Below are 18,026 nucleotides of genomic sequence, written 5' to 3'. Positions count from 1 at the left end.
TTTTGTCTATGTTTTTGTTTACTGTTTCTTTCTCCTCCACCCTTATTATAATATATATTCCAATAAGTAATTTATATTTTACATTACTAATTTAAGTTTCACTTTATTATACACAAAAAAGGAGCCCCTCATAAGAAGCCCCCTCTCCTATATTATAAGAATAAATGACATCCAAATAAAATTGTAAATAAGTATAGTAACGGATGCACTTCCATCCCTTTCCCTTTCACAATTTTCAAGACTGGATACACTAAAAATCCAATTGCAATTCCATTCGCAATACTAGATGTTAACGGAATACCTATAAAAATTAAAAATGCTGGTAATGCATCTTCAAATTCATTCCAATTAATATCTCGAATGCTTTGTGCCATTAAACTACCTACTATAATTAATGAAGGAGCTGTAATAGCGGCTACACTTGATAAAGAAGCAATAACAGGACTAAAAAATGCCGTTATAATTGTTAGACCAACAACTACAATCCCTGTTAACCCAGTTTTACCACCTGCAGCAATACCTGCTGACGATTCAATCGTCGCTGCTGTTGGGCTTGTTCCAAAGATAGAACCTGTAGTCCCGCCAATTGCATCTGCAATAAACGCTTTACCAAAACGCTTCTCTGTATTGTCTGTAATTAAACCTGCTTGTTTAATTAAACCAAGTAATGCACCTGTTGTATCGAATAAAAGTACAAGTAAAAATGAAAATACAACGCCGTATAATCCGTATTCAATTACATCTGAAAAGGCATTGATTGGGTTTGAAACGATGATACCCTCTGGTAAATGAGGCATCGCCACAATTTTATCAGCAAACTTCAATTGCCCTGTAAAGAAGGCAATAATTCCTGTCACAATCATACTAATAAATAATGCACCGCTCACACGCAATGTCATTAATACCGCCGCTAATATTAAACCAATTAAAGTTAAAATAACAGCTGGAGAATGAAAATCACCAATCGTAACTAAATTAGACGGATGATCCACGATAATTCCAGAAAGGCGCAATCCAATAAAAGCAATAAATAGTCCAATTCCACCTGCAATTGCATGCTTTAAACTATCAGGAATTGCTAAAATTAACTTTTGCCTAAACGAAGTAAAAGATAATAAAAGAAAAATAATCCCCGTTACAAATACAGCTGAAAAGGCAACTACATATGTAATCCCTTCTGTCTTCTGTACAACAGAATAAGCAAAATATGCATTCATTCCCATAGCTGGAGCAATAACAATCGGGTAATTCGCGAAAATCGCCATACCTACTGTTCCAACAACGGTTGCAATAATTGTTGCTGTAAACGCTTGGTCAAATGGTACACCTGCATCAGATAATATTTTTGGATTGATGACAAGAATATACGCAAATGTAAAAAAAGTTGTGATGCCAGCTAAAAACTCTTGCTTCACAGAAGTATTATATTTTTGTAATTGAAACATGCTTATGTACCCTTCCTACACCTGAATTATTATCACACATTCTTTTTCTTACTAGTATGTGAGAAAATATAATACTTAATCTTAACAATCAATAAAAAGAAGAGTCAATATATTCCCTAATAGTTAGAATTTTAAGTTTAAGTCTGACAAGTACAGATGTAGTACAGTTCATTATGATTATTTTTGTAGCATAACAGATAGAAATGTTTTATAATTTGAAATAGTTAAATATTTAGTAAACGCATTCAAATATCGTTCACTCTACAAGGGGGATTCTTCTTATGCAGCACACAAACAAATCTGGAACTTTAAATCGTGGTTTAAAAGAACGACATATTACTTTAATGTCACTGGGCTCAGCTATTGGCGTTGGGCTATTTTTAGGATCCGCTTCCGCCATTAAACTAGCAGGTCCTTCTATTTTGCTAGGCTATATGATTGCCGGTCTCGTTATTTTTTTCATTATGCGAGCGCTTGGGGAAATGGCAATTGAACAACCTGTTGCTGGTTCTTTTAGTAAATATGCATATGATTATATTGGACCACTCGCTGGTTATATTACTGGTTGGAATTACTGGTTCTTATGGGTTGTTACTTGTATGGCTGAAATTACAGCAGCTGGTATTTACATGCAGTACTGGTTCCCAGATATCCCGCGCTGGACTTGGGCATTACTTGCTCTATTATTAATGAGCGCTTTTAACTTCTTATCGGTAAAAGTATTTGGAGAACTTGAGTTTTGGTTTGCTCTCATTAAAATTGTCACAATTATCTGTATGATAGTAGTCGGAGCTGGTATTATTTTATTCGGATTCGGAAACGGTGGTATCGCTACTGGTATTTCAAATCTTTGGTCACATGGTGGCTGGTTCCCAAATGGATTTTCTGGGTTACTACTCTCCATGCAGATGGTACTATTCGCTTATTTAGGCGTTGAATTAATCGGTGTTACAGCTGGTGAGGCTCAAAATCCGAAGAAAACACTCGCAAAGGCAATCGATAACGTATTTTGGAGAATTCTACTCTTTTACGTTGGGGCATTATTCGTTATGATGGCAATTTATCCATGGAACGAACTTGGTGAGAAAGGCAGTCCATTCGTATTAACATTCCAACAAATTGGTATCGCAAAAGCAGCAGGTATTATTAACTTTGTCGTATTAACAGCAGCTCTTTCTTCTTGTAACGGTGGTTTATTTAGTACAGGCCGTATGCTATATACATTAGCTCAGCAGAAAAAAGCTCCTGAAAGATTTGGTCGTTTAAATAAAAATGGCATTCCAAGCCAAGGAATTGTAGCAACTGCTATCGTTTTACTAATTGGTGTTATATTAAACTATCTCGTACCTGCAAAGGTATTTACATGGCTTACTAGCATTTCAACTTTCGGTGCAATTTGGACTTGGGGAATTATATTAGTCGCTCAAATTAAATTCCGTAAAAGCTTGCCTACTCAAAATAAACAAAAGTTATCGTATAAAATGCCTTTATACCCATTAAGCTCATATTTCTCACTCGTTTTCCTTGTATTAGTATTAGGTATAATGGCGTATTCAGAAGATACACGAATTGCATTGATTGTCGGCCCAATTTGGCTTATCGGCTTAGCAATCGTATATTACATGAAAGGGTTTCATAAGATTGATGAAACACCTAACTCAAAAATTAGTTAAGCAAAACATCCCTTCCTTATTACTTGGAAGGGATGTTTTTATATCTATATAAATATTTCTCAACAAAATTCACGGTATTTTTACAATTTTTTAATATTTTTTATGTTTTCCGTCTTTATTTTTACAGAAAAATAAATTACATTATTAAAGCACATATATTTATTATTAGGGGGATTCTTCTATGAAGAATAAAAAATGGATTACATTTTCTTTAGCAACAGCAATTACACTAAGTATAGGGACCTCGTTCATACCGTCTACTTATGCCGAAAGCTCTGTAGACCCAGCTCCTGAAATTGCTGCAAAAGTTGTAAATCAAAACAATGGGAAGAAAGTATTATTCGATAATACACACGGTCAAACTGCTGGGACAGCTGACTGGGTTATTGACGGCGGCTTTTCTGACTTCGGAAACGGCATTGCAAAAAACGGATATCACGTAAAGGAACTTCGTAAATCAACACCTATTACGTACGAAGACTTAAAAGATTACAATGCATTTATCGTTCCAGAAGCTAATATTCCTTACAAAAAATCTGAGCAGGACGCTATGTTACAATATGTAAAAAATGGTGGTAGTATCTTCTTTATTGCTGATCATTACAATGCAGATCGTAATAAAAATCGCTGGGACTCTTCTGAAGTATTTAATGGATATAGACGCGGTGCTTGGGATAATCCAGCAAAAGGAATGTCTAATGAAGAAGCAAATTCACAAGCTATGCAAGGAGTAGAAAGCTCTGATTGGCTCTCTGACAACTTCGGTATTCGCTTCCGCTACAATGCACTTGGTGATGTTTCAGCGAAAACAATTGTATCGCCTGAACAATCTTTCGGAATTACAAAAGGTGTTTCGTCTGTAGCAATGCATGCTGGTTCTACTCTAGCAATTACAAACCCAAAACTAGCAAAAGGACTTGTTTACCTTCCAGAAAATCCATCAAAATGGAATAACGCTGTTGATAGTGGCGTTTATAATGGCGGTGGTATTGCAGAAGGCCCATATGCTGCTATCGCAAAAGTAGGACTTGGAAAAGCTGCCTTTATTGGTGACTCTTCTCCTGTTGAAGATGCTACGCCAAAATACGTTCGTGAAGATTCTGGCCAAACAAAGAAAACTTACGATGGTTATAAAGAAGAAAACGATGCGATTTTATTAGAAAACATCGTAAATTGGTTATCAAATAAAGAGACATTTACAAGTTTAGATCAAGTAAATGGTTTACAACTTGATTCACCTACAGCTCTACAAACATTTGAACAGCCAAGCTTATCAACAGAACCACAACCTGAACCTTGGAGTGCACCAAATGCAGGTTATCAATGGTTTAATACAAATACTTTTAAACCAGGTTCATACGGTTATAACGGTGCGGTAACAACAAGCGACTACGTCGTTACACACCCTAGCATTCTACCAAACAATGAAATTTTCCAAATGAAGATTCAAGTAAATAACTTACTACCTAATACAACGTATAACAACTATTCTTTAGGTATCTTCACTACTGGTGGAACACAAGTGGCTAAAGTACAAAATGCAAACGGCACTTGGCCATCTACTTTCGGATATAGTAGTGCATTTTCTTTCACAACAAACAGCTTAGGCTCTGCTGAGAAAGTTGTAAATGTACAGATTGATTCAAATACAACTGGACAAGCAACGCTTCGTCTACGCCAAAATACAACAACGAAATATAATGAAACTGTAACGATTAATAAGAAATAATAAAAAAGGCAATCCATACATGGATTGCCTTCTTCTCACTTCTCTTCCTTCGAGAAAAACATTCTTGAAATAACGATACCTATACTACCGACGATTAGGAATAACACTGCCCTAATCATCATCGATACCTCTGGTAAGTCAAGTAAGAATAACTTCCCTACCGTTACGACTAAAACGACTAAACCAGCATATAATATTTCATTCATATTTCTATTTCTTCCAAACCAAACCGCAAATAATGCATATACCATCCATAATAACGATACTGATACACTAATTACGCTTCCATCTGTAGATAAAACTTCACCGATTCTCGTAATTGTAATAAATACAATTATCATAAACCAATAGAGCACTATAGAATACATATATTTGCCGAAGCTCGCTAATACTTCTTTCGCTTCTCTCATGCAATAATAGAACGTTCCTATTAAAATAAGATGAGCAACAAAGCCTGCCGAAATAAATTGATCAAACGGGCTAAAAATAGTCTGTATCATTCCAATTGCGTAAACCGTCGCACTAACATACAATTTTATCTGTTGTTTTACTTTAATAGAAGTGACCATGCCGAGGAAACCTTGTAACAATAGTACAATCGCTGCATTCACTAAACTATACTCATATAAAATTGCTAAACTAAATGCTCCCATTGCGAAACCAAATAAGAGATTTGTAAATGTAGAATGTCTATTTTTCCTATATTCACATACGAACATAGCGGCATGCACGAGTGCACTAATAATTAATCCCCATGTTGTAAAATCAGGTATTTTTGAAATAGCTAGTATAAAGAACACTGCATTCGCACTAAATATCGCCAAACGTGGTTCTAGTATAAAACTTCTCTCCGTAAACATATGCCAAAATAATAGTAAATGAATCAAACCATATACAATCGTTAACTGTATTTGCAAGTTCTCTACTAACATTGACATAACAGCAAAGAAAACGAAAAGGACAATGGCAGCAACAGCGTAAGAAATCATATATAAGTATTTATAACGATTTTTCAACGCATACCATAATAAACTAAGTGTTAATACTGTCTCATATCCAAAGAAAATATAAGGATTAGGAGTCGTACTATTTAACAAGAATGGTACGAAGAACGCACCGACCGCTACGAAAATAGTGAGATATTCCGATTGATATCTTTTCGCTAAATAAATACCTAAAATAACCCATGCAATATTACAGAGAAACGCGACACTTGCCGGAATAAATCCATATAAATAATGTGCTGCAAACGTCGTTAGAACAATCCCGGTAATACTTCCTCCAGCTAATACTAATCCTAACGCTTGCCGCTCTCTTTTAATTTGAATATCTCCTATATAATACAACCCGATAGATAATGCGATACCAAACACAATTCGTATCGCTGGTGTTAATAAACCAACATCTACCCCTGCTTTAAATAACCAGATCACTCCAAGCAACATAATACCGACAAATACACGCGGTAACCACGTCTGACAAAACTTAATAATATTAAATGGCTCTGGTTTAAAAGCCGATATATCTACTTGTTTTAACTCAGGTTCTTGCAAAGGCTCTTTTATCTTAACTATTTCTTCTTTTGGCTTTTCCTCCATTACCGTTTCAATATATTCTTTCTTGTTCTTACTAACATGTTGCTGAGCGTTTTCTACTTCTATTTCCCTTTGCTTTACTTTTAATTCAGCAAGTGCTTCTTGAATTGTTTCAATTGCCGTTTCGAGTGCTTCTATTTTCTTATCCAAATCCTTCTTCATACGCTCCCCCCTTATTCGTAACTCTCATTGAACCTATATATTACCAATTATCTTTATCATACTCTTAGTCTATTCATTTTCAATAGTATTTTTCCAAAAAAAGAAAGGTGTCTTCCCAAAATAGGAAAACACCTTTTTACTCATTTATTCTTATTTAGAAAAATGCTAACGATAAAACCAAGACACATGCCTACAATAGCTGGAACAATCCACCCAACACCTTCTGTATAAAACGGGATGTATTTTAATGCTGACGTCCACTGATTCATCATTACATTTTTATTTAAAATGTCAATTGCACTAAATATCGCTACAACCAAAACAGTTACTGCATATACGTATGCATACTTTCCAATATACTGATGGAATAACCCTAGAATAATAAGCGTTAACGCAATTGGATAAATAAATCCAAGAATTGGTACTGATACTTTTAAAATTTGCGTTAACCCTAAATTAGCTAAAATCATACTAACAACGCTTACTATAAATGCCCACAATTTATAAGATACTTTCGGAAATGCACTCGCAAAAAATTGACTACAAGACGTAACAAGTCCAATTGAAACACATAAACACGCGATAGTAAAAATAAGACCTAATAAAACGACTCCGCCCTGTCCAAATAATGTAATCATAACTTGTGCTAACACTTTCGCACCGTTATCAAATGTTCCTAATGAGCCACTAATTGCCCCCACATATCCAAGGATGACATAAATAATAGATAATAATAGTCCTGCCCCAATTCCAGCAATACTCATATATTTCGCTAAACCTTTATCATCTTCAATACCCTTTGCACGTAATGCATTTGCAATAACAATTCCAAAGATTAAAGCAGCTAACGCATCCATTGTTAAATATCCATCTAAAAATCCTTGAAACATAGGAGCTTGGCCATAGTTCCCTATTGGTTCTTTCATATCTCCTACTGTTGTAAACATACTCTTTATAAAAATGAGTGCAATCATACATAATAATAACGGCGTCAATACTTTTCCAAACAACCCCATTAATTTAGATGGGGATAAACTTAACCAGTAAACAATACTAAAGAAAATAACTGTGTAAAACAATAATAATCCGTTTCCTGCTTCAGGGAATAACTGACCTGGCCCCATTTCAAAAGCTAAACTTCCCGCACGTGGTATACCAAGCCCAGGTCCAATAAATACATACACGATACATGGAAAAATAATTGCAAATGAAGAATGAACCCTACCCGCTAACGTTTGAAAACTTCCTGCTTTTGCAATAGAGATAACACCTAATATAGGAAGACCTGTTGCTGATATAATAAACCCTACTAATGAAATCCAAACATGTTCTCCTGCTTCATACCCAAGGAAAGGTGGAAATATCAGATTCCCTGCTCCAAAGAACATAGAGAATAACATAAGGCTAATAAGTAAAATTTCTTTTTTCTGTAACAATTTCATTTCTTTCTCCTTCTTTAATTTCATCTTTTATGAAATCAATTTCACATATAAAAAAGTACAATAACCCGCTTCCTTACAAAGAAAACATAGTCCATAGTCTATCACAAAAGAAACACCCATTCTATAGCTATTCCTCTTTTCCAATTTCTTCTGAAAAATCAACCTTTATTGACTTATAATAGTTAATAAAGTAAAATATTAAATGTACAAAATTATTAACTTTGTTTTTGTTTGTGTCAGGAGGAAAATAACATGGAATCAGCGATACAACTAGAAAGAGAACAACAAAGAAAAAAGAAACATCCTCCAGGTTTATACTTACTCTTCTTTACAGAAATGTGGGAAAGATTTAGTTACTATGGATTACGAGGATTATTAACATTATATTTAACGACAGCTTTAGTAAGCGGTGGTCTTGGGTTTAGTCCCGCATGGGCACTCTCTATTTACGGATTTTATACTGGGGCCTGTTATTTCACACCAATGATTGGTGGATACTTAACAGACCGTTTTCTAGGTAGACGAAAAGCAATCACAATTGGTGGTATAACAATGGCAATCGGTAACCTTACACTATTTGCCTTGCAAAACCAATTAGGCCTATACCTCGGATTAGCGCTTATTATTATCGGTAACGGATTCTTCAAACCGAACATCTCTACACTGGTTGGGGAATTATACGAAGAGAACGATCCAAAACGTGATAGTGCATTTACCATTTTCTATATGGGTATTAACGTCGGTTCATTTTTAGCTCCACTCGTTTGCGGATTTTTATCAGAAAATTTATTCAAAACAACAGTTGATGGCGTTGTACATTACGGATTCCGTTACGGTTTCTTAGCCGCTTCAATCGGAATGATCATTGGACAAATTTTATTTACAACACTATCAAATCGCTTCCTTGGTAATATCGGTAAAAAACCAACTCGCGATTTACAAACAGCTGCTGGACAACCATCAGTAGGAGATACACCGTTAACAAAAAAAGAAAAACAACGTACCGCAGTTATCGTCATTTTAACATGCTTCGTTGTCTTCTTCTGGGCTGGCTTTGAACAAGCTGGTAGCTCATTAACATTATATACAAACAAATTTGTAGACCGCTCTGTGTTCGGATGGGAAGTTCCAACATCTTGGTTCCAATCGGTCAATCCATTATTTATTATTTTGCTTGCTCCAGTCATTTCTGCATTATGGGCAAAACTTGCAACTCGCAAGCAGGGTGATTTAAAAATCCCAACTAAAATGGGACTTGGTATGATCTTGCTCGGTATCGGTTATATCATTCTCGTTATCGCTACATTAAAAACAGGTAGTGATGAACATAACATTACAGAAAAAGCAAACTTACTGTTTATCGTCTTTACGTATCTTTTCCATACGTTAGGTGAGCTATTCTTATCACCTGTCGGACTATCAATGGTTAGTGCGCTTGCTCCGGTAAAATTAGCATCTTTACTAATGGGTGTATGGCTAGCAAGTTCAGGTATCGCCAACATTTTAGGCGGACAACTTGCAAGCTTCACAACTTCACTTGGATACGCTGAAGTATTCACAGTTATTGGCGCTGTGGCAATTGTACTAGGTTGTGTTTTATTATTAATTTCTAAGAAATTAGTGAAATGGATGGATTAAAAAAGATGAGGAATTTCTCCTCATCTTTTTTTATGCTGTTTTCCCTTGTTCTATTGCTTGTTCGTACAGCTCTTTATGTTCTTTATATTCACTTGGTACGAAACTCTTATAGAAGAATGAGAACCAGCTGTCTCCCTTTTTATACCCTTCTTCTCGAATTTCCGCTGCTTTTTTATTCGATTTAAATCCTTCAGTAAACCATTTCTTTAACAATTCATTTCTTTCATACTTAGCAGGAACTTTTAAATCATAGTTTTCAAATGCATACTTATAGCCAGCTTTTTCTACTGCCTTTTTTGTAGATTTATAGCCTTTTTCATACGCTGTTTCATATGCCTTCACGTATACTTCTTTCTCTCTATTTCCAGAATTCTTTTCAGCTAGTTCTTTCCCTGTCTTTTCCCCTAACTCAGCTTGCTCTTTTTCAATTTTTTCTGTTCTTTCTTTATTCCCTACTTTGAATCCGTCTGCAAAGTTTACCTTAAACTCTGAAGCAACTTGACTATCGTCCATCGTCTCTTGTGCTAAACCTTGTTCTTTTCCTTTTTCAAAATGCGTTTTCTTCTGCTCTTCTAAAGACCATGCGGCTGCATAAGTCGCTTTAAACGCTTGTTTATATGCATCAGATTTTTCAGCTACATGCACTTCTACATCATTTTTTCCTGCCTTAAAATCAGTTTCTCCATTCTTTTGACCTTCAAGTTGACCTTTTTCCATATCAGCTTGGCGCTGCGCTTCCTCTTGTTTACGTGCCTCTTCAGCTTTTCTTTGTTCCTCGGCTACACGCTGTCTCTCTTCTTCAGCTTTACGCTGTGCTTCTGCAGCACGTTGTTTTTCCGCCTCGGTATTGCGCTGTGCTTCTGCTTGTCTCTCAGCTTCTACAGCACTATTATTATTCTGGCTAGGAGCTGGGCTCGTTGCACCACTACTAGAAGCTGGTTTATTGTGATAATGATATTCCCCGTACTGTAATCCCCATTTCTCACAATTTGTACGACACGTATGTCCGCCATTAGCATCTGTACGCCCTGGATGTGCATAAGCTGAAATCGGAGCTACCAATAACGCTATACTCGTTGTTAAAAGAAGTTTCTTCACCTGTTGTCTCACTCTTGTCCCTCCCAAAATATAGAATCCTAACTTTATTATACATAAATAGAATAATATTTGAATACAAACCAAAATATTCTATTATTTCTCAACATTAGTAAAAAAGAAGGTGAACTCTTTAAAGAGTTCACCTTCTTTTTTACTTCTTCGCCTTCGTTCCTACTAAATCACCAGCAACAACATAACGCTTAGAATTATCCTTTACAGATACACATGTAATAAGCGTTATCTCATCTTTCCCATGATCCTCTACAACTTCCCACTTATCAGGAGTCACTTCAGATACACCAGTAACCGCATACTCATATTCATTTTCATTGTCATACAAATAAATTTTATCGCCTTTTTTCAAAGAAGCTATATCACTAAATAAAACACCTTTTTTAGACATGTTATGTCCTGCTAATGCGTAATTTCCTTTTCCCATAACTTGATTCTCTTTTACTGTCGCTGCACCTGATAATAAGTTTTTTTCAGTAGAAGCTTTTAAAACAGGCAGTTCTACTGAAACACTTGGAATCGAAATACGACCAATTACTTGTTTCTTATCTAATGATGCATTCGCTACTTCCGCCAAGTCTGGTTGATTAATTTTGGAAGCATCTACAAATTCCGTCTCATGCTTTTCATAATCCATCTTTTGAACAGCCTGCACATTTTCAGTCTGTTTCTTTTCAGCCTGATATCCATCATAAAATGGCTTTCCAATTAATACGCCACCTACAACAAATAGCAGAATTGCTACTATACTATAAATTCTTTGCTTATTCATACACAGTTCCTTTCCCTTACAAAATCTTACTCTATATAAAATGATAAAATAATATCGCTATATGTACAAGTATTAGCTTAAAAAGAAACCTTCTTGCCAGTGCAAGAAGGTTTCTTTTTAAGCTAATTTATTTCTGTATAGTGATACGTGAAATACTGTCATTTGAATAAAGAAAATAGAAAATAGAATATATAATGGGTATCCAGGAAGATATTCATTAATAATAGGCGAAAAAGTTAAAAATCCAACTGCACAAGGTAACACAAACCATAACGATACAAATGTTGTTCGACAAGCTTTATCCGTAATCGCTTTTTCACGTTCATCTTCTAGCGGAAATAATAATGGATACATCCAAAAAGATAAATTCTTATATTTTTTCTTTTGAATTCTATAAAAAATTGTAACTATAATTGCTCCAATAAATAATAAAATGAATGGTACTCCATTAAACCATACTTCAAATGGGAATTTCTCGTTTTTAATTATATCGGCTAACTCTGTAATGACACTATAAAATTCAACAAATGTCCAGCATGCTAAAGCAGTATAAAGCACGTTTATGATATAAGAAAAAACAATTCTATTCATCCTCTTCCCCCTCCTTATTTAAAACAAACACGTCTTCCATCTTTAACTGGAACACATCACAAATCGTAAGTGCTAATAACAAAGAAGGAACGTAATCCCCTTTTTCAATTGCAGCAATTGTTTGTCTCGTTACTCCAACCTTTTCTGCTAATACACTTTGCGTAAAGTTAAAACGAGCTCTTAATTCTTTTACTCTGTTTAAAATGGTCAAATTTACCACCTCTCACCATTATTGTATGCTATCCTTAACAAAATGTAAACTCAACTTAACATTATTATTATAAAAAAATCCAACTCTACGTATTGTAAAGTTGGATTACGTTTTAGTTTAAAATTGTAACTTTAACAATTTTTCTTCCCCATTGACTAGAAGACCCTTTATCAGGCATTAACACATCAATTCTGTTACCTTTAATCGCTCCACCAGTATCTGCTGCAATTGCGACTCCATACCCTTCAACATTTACAGTTTTGCCTAATGGAATAACTTTTGGATCTACAGCAATTAATTTCATTCCTGGGTTTGCAGTTAGATTATAACCTTTACCACCTGGTCCCCATGCAGAAAATACTTGTTGACCTGGCGCATAACCATTTTCTCCTGGATCAGCTGTATAAGCTGTAGCTTCTACATAAATTTCTTTCCCACCAGCAGTTGGCTTAGAAGATGGTTCAGGTTGTGCAGGTTTTGTAGGTTCTACCTTCGAATTATTATTAGCAACTGGTTCAGCTGGTTTATTAGCTTTTTCCTGCTTTTGCTTTTCAGCAATTTCTGCTTGTGCTTTCGCTAAAGCTTCTTGCTCTGCTTTTGCAGCCGCTTCTGCTTTTGCACGCTCTTCCGCTGCGATTCTTGCTGCTTCTTGTTCACGAGCAATCGTTTCTTGTACTGCCTTCATATTTGATTCAATTTTAGCTTTCTCTTCCGCTGCTAAATTAAGTTGGCTTGCAACTTCATTATATTTAGCTTGAACTGTTTGTAAGTTATCTTGACGTTTTTTCAAGTTATCTTGCAGTTCAGCTTGCGCTTTTGCTAATTTTTGTTTGTCTACTACTAAAGATGCTTCTTTTTCGTCAATTGTTTTCTTGTCCTCTTCAATTTGACGAAGATCTTGTTCTTGTAGACGTAAAATTTCTTTATCAGCTTCTAGAATAGTAGAAACTGCGTTCATACGTTGTAAGAAGTCTGCAAAGTTTTTTGACTCTACTACAACTTCTACTACTAAACTTGTATTTGAACTGTTCTGAACAGAAACCATACGTTTTCTCATAATATCTTTACGAGCAAGGACTTTATCCTCTAAAACGATAATTTCTTCCTTTTTTTGTTCAATCTGCTTATGTGTTTCATCAATTTTACGTTGAATAGCAGCTTGATCCTCTTTATTTTTTGCAATTGTATTATTTAAATTATGTAGTTCGTTTTCGATACCTTTAATTTCTTTACTAACAGCTTGCTTTTCTTGCTCTTTCTTTTGCATTTCTGCATCGTTTTGTTGCAATTGCTGTTGCATGTTGTTAAGTTTCTCGTCGTTTGACTCTGCTTTAACAGCGACTGTACTAGAAAGACCGATAATTCCTGCTAATACTAGACAGCTGATTCGCTTAAAATAGTTCATAATCCGACTCCCTTCTTATACAGTTATACATGATTTATTTTACAGTTTGTTTACAAAACGATTAAATACAGTTTATTTTTCGTGACGAAAAAAAGAGAATTATGAATAAAATGTAATAGATTCTTAAATATTTAACAATTCCTATATTTAAAAAATACAAAAGATGCTAAAATCCAAATATAGAGAAAATATAACTTTCGAAGGCGGTTGAAATAAATACATGTTTACTCAAAAAAAATCACTCCAACATACAATTTCTCAATTAGAAGAGCGTATACAAGAATTAGAATTAGAATTAAAACAAAAAGATATTGAAAAACAAGAGACTATTTCTACTATCCACGATCGTGTACAAAGCGTTGTCCAAGAGCATCAACTTGTAAATAACCAACACAATACACTTCAAAGCTTAGTTCAACAATTAAGTTCATGTTTCGAAAATGTTTCAACACGTACGACACATTCCAATGAGTTAAATAATGAAATGTTACAAAAGGAACAAAGCTTAATTCAGTCTATTGCAGAAATTATTGACTGCTCTAATGAAGGAAAAGAATCCGTTCACCGCTTACTTATTGTAATTAATAAATTAGGTGAACAATCTCAACGCACGTCTAATAGTATGAATCATCTAAGCGAACGCTCAAAGGAAATCGAGCAAATTGTAGAAGTCATTCAAAACATTGCAGCACAAACAAATTTACTTGCTTTAAATGCGAGTATTGAAGCCGCGCGTGCTGGAGAGCATGGTAAAGGATTCGCTGTCGTTGCCAATGAAGTAAGAAAACTAGCGGAAAGTACAGCAGAAAGTACAAAAAACATCGGCAACTTAACGAAAAAAATTCAAGAAGAAATTGAAAAAGCATATGATAACACAAAAGATAATTTACATTTAGTTGATGAAGGTGTAGAAATGAGCGCCGATACAAATGCTAGAATTGAAAATATTTTAGTTATGATTCAAACGTTACAAAATGGTGCTACAAATGTTATTAAGGCTATCGAAAACCAAAAGTCTTGTAATGATGACATACTACGGGAATTCGCTAACACACAACAAATGTTCCAAAAATTAAATACTACTATTATGAATCATATTCATGATGCTGAAAAAGTCGATGTTCAATTGTCTAAAAGTCTTCAAGAAACAGTAACTTCTTAATTAAAAATAAAAATCCCTTATACTGCTATAAGGGATTTTTATTTTATTTTGAATATTTATTTCTTTTCAATATTCATCCATATCTTTGTTATAATGGAAAAGTTGTTTCTTTCAACTAATAAACAAGGAGGTTATTATGGAACAATTTTACTACGTTTTAAAATATTTAATTCTCGGTCTGTTCCAAGGACTAACAGAACCAATTCCGATTTCTTCAAGTGGTCATCTCGTTTTAGCACAACATTTGCTAGGACTAAAAATAGAAGGGTTTAGCTTCGAACTACTTGTTAATTCAGCTTCATTATTAGCTGTATTACTTATTTATAGAAATGATTTAATTCGTCTAACGAAGAATGGTCTCTCTTATATATTTACAAGAGCAGAAGACGCAAAATCAGATTTCTTCTTTATTATTTATCTTGTTATTGCAACCATTCCAGCAGGTGTTATTGGTGTTTTATTTAAAGATTACATCGATCAGTACTTAAAAGGTGTGAAGATGGTTGGGATTTCCCTTCTTATTACTGCTGTCGGCCTTTGGATTATTAGAAATTTACGCGGTCGTAAAAATGATGGCGACCTTTCTATGAAAGATGCAATCATCGTCGGATTAGCACAAGCTTGCGCACTGATTCCCGGAATAAGCCGATCTGGTGCCACAATCGTAGCAGCAATGTTACTTGGTATGAAGCAAGAAACAGCACTTCGCTTCTCATTCTTACTATACATTCCTGTTAGCTTAGGTGGCTTATTGTTAAGCATTACAGACATTGCAAATGATCCAAATCTAGACACATTATTCGTACCATATGTCGTTGCATTCATCGCAACATTTATCATGACGTATATTTCACTAAAATGGTTTATGAACATTATGGCAAAAGGAAATTTAAAATATTTCTCTTTCTATTGTATTATCGTAGGTGTACTTACTCTTATTTTCTTATAAAGTAAAACTTACAAATTGAAAGCGAGTCATCTAGTGTAATAGAATGACTCGCTTTTTTATACCTCTATTAAGTTAAAATCTATTATTTACTTAGAATTTTCTGAATAGTATAATATTATTTAAGTTTACTATTACAGTAATTCTATCTTTCCTACTATTATCGTAAAAGAGGTGTTTATATGTTTATAGTTACTAAACTCATTCACATTAAGTACGAATATGAAAATGAGCTACTTTATGGGCTTAAACAATATTATCCTTCCCCTGGAACGAACGGTTGTATTAACATAGAGTTTTCACATGTTCATCGTACAAATGATAAGGCAGAATATATGATTCGTCTGTTATGGAAAACACAACAAGATTACCATACATGGCTTTCTCAAAGAGAAGGCCATGTAACTTTGAAGCACAAAATACAAGGCTATATACTTTCTTCCAAATCAAATGCTACCTATGTGCATTAACCCTTCTCTTTTTATTCCTTACGAGGGGCAAAATGATAAAGTGAAACTTTAATCAGCCCTCATCAATCGGGCTGTTCACAAATAACAAGATAAGGACCCTCTTACTTTTCATACTGTAAGAGGGCTTCTCTTATGCATACACTTTCTTCTCTTGACAATACAAACGAATAACATGTTTATTTTGTTGAAATACATCATGCGTCAGACGAATAATAATAAAGTTTCTTTTTGTTTGATCATCATGAACAAAAATCTGTTCTCCCTCCTGAAAACGCCATGCACTTTCAAAAGTCGTAATATGATCCCCACTTACAGAAAAAAGTTCATATCGCATCTCTTGTACCCTCTCTCAACTTTATAATCATAATATCCTTATATTAAATTTATTATAACTTAATCCCTATAAAATTAGTAATTATTTCTATTTCGAAAGATTTTAACTTTGTATTTAAATATTATTAGCGCTATAATGATAAACGAATTTTCATTGAAAGGAGTTTTACTTTGACTGCATATTTATTTCCAGTAAAAACAGCATTTATTTTATTCCCCTTTTTAGCAATGTTTCTTTTAATCCCTTTTTTAATATTTAATTATCGAAAATACGGTTATTTAAATAAATGGCGCTCATTTATTTTATACTCATTATTACTTTACTTATTAAATGCCTATTTTCTTGTTATTTTGCCGTTACCACAAACGTTTGATACTTGTAGCCTACAACCGGCTAATACACAACACATGCAACTCTCACCATTTTATTTCATACAAGAGATTAGTAGTCATACATCGGCAGTTTTAACGAAACCAGCTACTTATTTCTACTTATTAAAAGAGTCTGCGTTTTTACAAGTTGCATTTAATGTTCTATTAACTGTTCCATTCGGTATTTACTTACGTTATTATTTCCGACGTAGTTTCTTACAAACAATTTGCATTTCCTTTTTCCTTTCACTATTTTTCGAGCTAACACAAGTGACTGGATTATACGGTATATACAATTGTGCATACCGATTATTTGATATCGATGATTTATTTTTAAATACATTAGGTGGCGTAATTGGTTTTATCATTGCACCAATATTTACGTACTTCCTTCCGAAGACAAATGAGTTAGATAGTCATATTGATTTGGAAACGAAACCAGTCGGATTCATTCGTCGCCTTATCGCGATGCAAATTGATTGGATTTTCTTATCTATCGTTGTACCTGTCGTTAAAAACAAAGGAAATTCTTTCTTCGTTTCTAATATGCAATCTTACACGAATATGTATGAACTCATTTTCATTACGTGTTCAATCCTTATTTATTTTATTCTTATTCCATACTTTACAAATGGAAAAACAATTGGGAAAGCATTGCTTCGCATTCATCTGAAAGGAAAATCAGATCGTATTACATTAAAAGAACTATTTATTCGCTACGGTATATTTTATTTTACGTTAGGCGGAATCAATTATATTCTTTCTAGTAGCTCTATGTTAAATCATACAGAACCTTTAGTATTACTCGTTACATTGTTATTCCTATTTATCATTAACGGCCTATTCATTATTCATGTTTTACTGCATGTATTTAGCCGTGATAAACTACTATTTTATGAACATATTAGTCATACAAGAAATGCAATTACACTAAAAAAAGCTGACAAATAATTATTTGTCAGCTTTTTTA

At 34.2% G+C, this 18,026-nt stretch carries 16 protein-coding genes; 7 read left to right on the top strand and 9 right to left on the bottom strand.

Going from position 1 to position 18,026, the window contains the following annotated elements; all coding sequences use genetic code 11:
• Window positions 1-152 precede the first annotated feature (152 nt).
• Entirely contained in the window at window positions 153-1,445 is a 1,293-nt protein-coding gene (locus tag ACTL4X_RS03595) for an NCS2 family permease (RefSeq protein ID WP_071740699.1), read from the bottom strand.
• Window positions 1,446-1,726: 281 nt separating this feature from the next.
• Here ACTL4X_RS03595 and ACTL4X_RS03590 point away from each other — a divergent pair, with 281 nt between their 5' ends.
• Together ACTL4X_RS03590 and ACTL4X_RS03585 are read left to right on the top strand one after the other, a co-directional pair.
• Window positions 1,727-3,118: an amino acid permease gene (locus ACTL4X_RS03590; RefSeq protein WP_001164897.1), complete on the top strand. Its 1,392-nt coding sequence runs from the start codon at window positions 1,727-1,729 to the stop codon at window positions 3,116-3,118.
• Window positions 3,119-3,299: 181 nt separating this feature from the next.
• The gene (locus ACTL4X_RS03585) at window positions 3,300-4,847 is read left to right on the top strand and encodes a DNA-binding protein (protein WP_086692364.1); all 1,548 of its coding nucleotides are present in this window, start codon (window positions 3,300-3,302) and stop codon (window positions 4,845-4,847) included.
• 35 nt (window positions 4,848-4,882) lie between these two features.
• Here the strand turns inward: ACTL4X_RS03585 and ACTL4X_RS03580 are convergent, their stop codons facing one another.
• Both ACTL4X_RS03580 and brnQ1 read right to left on the bottom strand, forming a co-directional pair.
• Window positions 4,883-6,604, bottom strand: a complete 1,722-nt coding sequence (locus tag ACTL4X_RS03580) for a DUF2339 domain-containing protein (protein WP_017657803.1) — start codon at window positions 6,602-6,604, stop codon at window positions 4,883-4,885.
• 140 nt (window positions 6,605-6,744) lie between these two features.
• The gene (gene brnQ1 / locus ACTL4X_RS03575; RefSeq protein ID WP_000771689.1) at window positions 6,745-8,046 is read right to left on the bottom strand and encodes a branched-chain amino acid transport system II carrier protein BrnQ1; all 1,302 of its coding nucleotides are present in this window, start codon (window positions 8,044-8,046) and stop codon (window positions 6,745-6,747) included.
• A 252-nt stretch (window positions 8,047-8,298) separates the two neighbouring features.
• On the opposite strand from brnQ1, the gene ACTL4X_RS03570 reads away from it, so the two are divergent.
• Window positions 8,299-9,684: a peptide MFS transporter gene (locus ACTL4X_RS03570; protein ID WP_000443143.1), complete on the top strand. Its 1,386-nt coding sequence runs from the start codon at window positions 8,299-8,301 to the stop codon at window positions 9,682-9,684.
• Between the two features lie 30 nt (window positions 9,685-9,714).
• Here the strand turns inward: ACTL4X_RS03570 and ACTL4X_RS03565 are convergent, their stop codons facing one another.
• The 5 genes from ACTL4X_RS03565 to ACTL4X_RS03545 form a co-directional block, all read right to left on the bottom strand.
• On the bottom strand, window positions 9,715-10,794 hold the full coding sequence (locus ACTL4X_RS03565) for a YHYH domain-containing protein (RefSeq protein WP_001249816.1): 1,080 nt from the start codon (window positions 10,792-10,794) through the stop codon (window positions 9,715-9,717).
• Window positions 10,795-10,933: 139 nt separating this feature from the next.
• On the bottom strand, window positions 10,934-11,566 hold the full coding sequence (locus tag ACTL4X_RS03560; RefSeq protein ID WP_001041724.1) for a class A sortase: 633 nt from the start codon (window positions 11,564-11,566) through the stop codon (window positions 10,934-10,936).
• A gap of 117 nt (window positions 11,567-11,683) precedes the next feature.
• Window positions 11,684-12,157 carry a hypothetical protein gene (locus ACTL4X_RS03555; protein ID WP_001080043.1) on the bottom strand — a complete coding sequence of 158 codons (474 nt, stop codon included), beginning with the start codon at window positions 12,155-12,157 and terminating at the stop codon, window positions 11,684-11,686.
• Complete coding sequence (locus ACTL4X_RS03550; RefSeq protein WP_000154019.1) at window positions 12,150-12,368, bottom strand: helix-turn-helix transcriptional regulator; 219 nt, start codon at window positions 12,366-12,368, stop codon at window positions 12,150-12,152. Before ACTL4X_RS03550 ends, ACTL4X_RS03555 begins: the two co-directional genes overlap by 8 nt.
• 112 nt (window positions 12,369-12,480) lie before the next feature.
• Complete coding sequence (locus tag ACTL4X_RS03545) at window positions 12,481-13,773, bottom strand: 3D domain-containing protein (protein WP_001105776.1); 1,293 nt, start codon at window positions 13,771-13,773, stop codon at window positions 12,481-12,483.
• A 220-nt stretch (window positions 13,774-13,993) separates the two neighbouring features.
• Here ACTL4X_RS03545 and ACTL4X_RS03540 point away from each other — a divergent pair, with 220 nt between their 5' ends.
• The 3 genes from ACTL4X_RS03540 (at window position 13,994) to ACTL4X_RS03530 (ending at window position 16,351) form a co-directional block, all read left to right on the top strand.
• Complete coding sequence (locus tag ACTL4X_RS03540; protein WP_000495039.1) at window positions 13,994-14,935, top strand: methyl-accepting chemotaxis protein; 942 nt, start codon at window positions 13,994-13,996, stop codon at window positions 14,933-14,935.
• A 136-nt stretch (window positions 14,936-15,071) separates the two neighbouring features.
• Window positions 15,072-15,884 (top strand): undecaprenyl-diphosphate phosphatase, encoded by an 813-nt coding sequence (locus ACTL4X_RS03535; protein WP_000434794.1) that lies wholly within the window; start codon window positions 15,072-15,074, stop codon window positions 15,882-15,884.
• A 179-nt stretch (window positions 15,885-16,063) separates the two neighbouring features.
• Window positions 16,064-16,351, top strand: a complete 288-nt coding sequence (locus ACTL4X_RS03530; protein WP_000471238.1) for a hypothetical protein — start codon at window positions 16,064-16,066, stop codon at window positions 16,349-16,351.
• Between the two features lie 130 nt (window positions 16,352-16,481).
• Here ACTL4X_RS03530 and ACTL4X_RS03525 read toward each other — a convergent pair whose 3' ends face one another.
• Complete coding sequence (locus tag ACTL4X_RS03525; RefSeq protein ID WP_001268332.1) at window positions 16,482-16,685, bottom strand: hypothetical protein; 204 nt, start codon at window positions 16,683-16,685, stop codon at window positions 16,482-16,484.
• A 170-nt stretch (window positions 16,686-16,855) separates the two neighbouring features.
• Here ACTL4X_RS03525 and ACTL4X_RS03520 point away from each other — a divergent pair, with 170 nt between their 5' ends.
• On the top strand, window positions 16,856-18,007 hold the full coding sequence (locus tag ACTL4X_RS03520; RefSeq protein WP_071740698.1) for a VanZ family protein: 1,152 nt from the start codon (window positions 16,856-16,858) through the stop codon (window positions 18,005-18,007).
• The last annotated feature ends 19 nt before the right edge of the window (window positions 18,008-18,026 follow it).

Origin of the sequence: Bacillus sp. RE35 (assembly GCF_052146655.1) — a bacterium.
Classification (GTDB): Bacteria; Bacillota; Bacilli; order Bacillales; family Bacillaceae_G; genus Bacillus_A; species Bacillus_A cereus.
Note: the sequence above shows the minus strand (reverse complement) of the source record. Positions and strands in the feature narration are given on the sequence as shown.

Coding starts and splice junctions, on each gene's coding strand:
- brnQ1 (WP_000771689.1), bottom strand. CDS start 8,046: ATGAAATTGTTACAGAAAAAAGAAATTTTACTTATTAGCCTTATGTTA.
- ACTL4X_RS03540 (WP_000495039.1), top strand. CDS start 13,994: ATGTTTACTCAAAAAAAATCACTCCAACATACAATTTCTCAATTAGAA.
- ACTL4X_RS03555 (WP_001080043.1), bottom strand. CDS start 12,157: ATGAATAGAATTGTTTTTTCTTATATCATAAACGTGCTTTATACTGCT.
- ACTL4X_RS03570 (WP_000443143.1), top strand. CDS start 8,299: ATGGAATCAGCGATACAACTAGAAAGAGAACAACAAAGAAAAAAGAAA.
- ACTL4X_RS03560 (WP_001041724.1), bottom strand. CDS start 11,566: ATGAATAAGCAAAGAATTTATAGTATAGTAGCAATTCTGCTATTTGTT.
- ACTL4X_RS03545 (WP_001105776.1), bottom strand. CDS start 13,773: ATGAACTATTTTAAGCGAATCAGCTGTCTAGTATTAGCAGGAATTATC.
- ACTL4X_RS03585 (WP_086692364.1), top strand. CDS start 3,300: ATGAAGAATAAAAAATGGATTACATTTTCTTTAGCAACAGCAATTACA.
- ACTL4X_RS03525 (WP_001268332.1), bottom strand. CDS start 16,685: ATGCGATATGAACTTTTTTCTGTAAGTGGGGATCATATTACGACTTTT.
- ACTL4X_RS03535 (WP_000434794.1), top strand. CDS start 15,072: ATGGAACAATTTTACTACGTTTTAAAATATTTAATTCTCGGTCTGTTC.
- ACTL4X_RS03590 (WP_001164897.1), top strand. CDS start 1,727: ATGCAGCACACAAACAAATCTGGAACTTTAAATCGTGGTTTAAAAGAA.
- ACTL4X_RS03580 (WP_017657803.1), bottom strand. CDS start 6,604: ATGAAGAAGGATTTGGATAAGAAAATAGAAGCACTCGAAACGGCAATT.
- ACTL4X_RS03530 (WP_000471238.1), top strand. CDS start 16,064: ATGTTTATAGTTACTAAACTCATTCACATTAAGTACGAATATGAAAAT.
- ACTL4X_RS03595 (WP_071740699.1), bottom strand. CDS start 1,445: ATGTTTCAATTACAAAAATATAATACTTCTGTGAAGCAAGAGTTTTTA.